The 1,390-nt window shown below is 76.0% G+C and carries 2 protein-coding genes; both read left to right on the forward strand.

Going from position 1 to position 1,390, the window contains the following annotated elements; all coding sequences use genetic code 11:
* Positions 1–348: bifunctional 4-hydroxy-2-oxoglutarate aldolase/2-dehydro-3-deoxy-phosphogluconate aldolase (locus ACFWY6_RS45410; RefSeq protein ID WP_384703787.1), on the forward strand; the 348-nt coding region annotated here is incomplete at its 5' end.
* The gene (locus ACFWY6_RS45415; RefSeq protein ID WP_384703790.1) at positions 345–1,328 is read left to right on the forward strand and encodes a sugar kinase; all 984 of its coding nucleotides are present in this window, start codon (positions 345–347) and stop codon (positions 1,326–1,328) included. The genes ACFWY6_RS45410 and ACFWY6_RS45415, both read left to right, overlap by 4 nt.
* The last annotated feature ends 62 nt before the right edge of the window (positions 1,329–1,390 follow it).

Here is a 1,390-nt window from a genome sequence, read left to right on the forward strand (position 1 = left end):
GGCGTGGACGCGGCGGTGCGGCGCGGGCTGCCCGTCGCCGCCGGGGTCCTCACCCCGACCGACGTGATCGCGGCCGGCACATCGGGCGCTACCGCCCTGAAGATCTTCCCCGCGTCGGCCATGGGCGGGCCCGCGTATCTCAAGGCGCTGCGGGCCCCCTTCCCCGACGTGCCGTTCGTGCCGGTGGGCGGCGTGGACGCGGTGGCCGCCGCGGAGTATCTGGCGCTCGGCGCGGTCGCGGTGGGCGTCGGCTCGCCGCTCGTCGGGGACGCGGCGGACGGCGGTGACCTGGCCGCGCTGCGCAGGCGCGCCGCGGAGTTCGTGGCGGTCGCGGGGGTACGCCGATGAGCGCGGCCGGAAGCGGGAGCCGCCTCGGCGCCCTCGACGTACTCACGCTCGGCGAGACCATGGTCGCCCTGCGCGGCAGCGGACCGCTGAAGCTGGGCGGTTCGATGGACCTCTCCATCGCGGGCGCCGAGTCGAACGTGGCCATCGGCCTGACCCGGCTCGGGCACACCGCGGGCTGGGCGGGCGCCGTCGGCGACGACGAGGCGGGCGAGCTGGTGCTCCGCACGCTGCGCGCCGAGGGCGTCGACGTGACCGGCGCGACGCGTGACGCGGGCGCGCCCACCGGGCTCATCCTCTTCGAACCGCGGCTGCCCGAAGTGACCCGCGTGCACTACTACCGTGCGGGCTCCGCCGGTTCACGCATCGCGCCGGACGCGGTCGAGCGGGCCTTCGCCGACGGCCCGGCGCCGCGCGTACTGCACCTGACCGGCATCACCCCGGCCCTCGGCCCGTCCGCCGCCGACGCCTGCCGGCGCGCCCTGGAACTGGCCCGGGAGCACGGCACGACGGTCTGCCTCGACGTCAACTTCCGCTCCAGGCTGTGGAGTTCACAGGAGGCCGCAGCGGTGCTTCGCTCCTGGATCGCGTACGTCGATGTCCTCATCGCATCGGACGACGAACTGCCGCTGTGCGTACCGGAAGGCACCGCCGCGTCCGCGCAGGCCAAGCTGCTGCTCGACGGCGGGATCCGCGAAGTCGTGGTCAAGCTCGGCGCCGACGGGGCGAGGGCACACACCACCGGGGGCGAGCTGCACGTGCCCGCACGTCCGGTGCGGGCGGTGGACGCGGTGGGCGCGGGCGACGCGTTCGTGTCCGGGTACCTGTCGGCGCTGCTCGACGGCGAGGACGTCGCGGGGCGCCTCGGCCGGGCGGTCACGACGGGCGCGTTCGCGGTGGCGTCGCACGGGGACTGGGAGGGCGCGCCGACCAGGGCGGAACTGGGGCTGTTGGGGGCGGGGCCCGGGACCGTGGTGCGGTAAGCGGCTCTGGCGAAGTCAGGTGCGGTTCGGGTGCGCCCCCGTTGGGGCGCGGGGCTGTGACA

Source organism: Streptomyces sp. NPDC059037 (assembly GCF_042740015.1).
GTDB lineage: Bacteria > Actinomycetota > Actinomycetes > Streptomycetales > Streptomycetaceae > Streptomyces.

Bases quoted from the DNA above. Each gene is read 5' to 3' on its own strand.
- ACFWY6_RS45415 (WP_384703790.1), top strand. From the start codon at position 345: ATGAGCGCGGCCGGAAGCGGGAGCCGCCTCGGCGCCCTCGACGTACTC.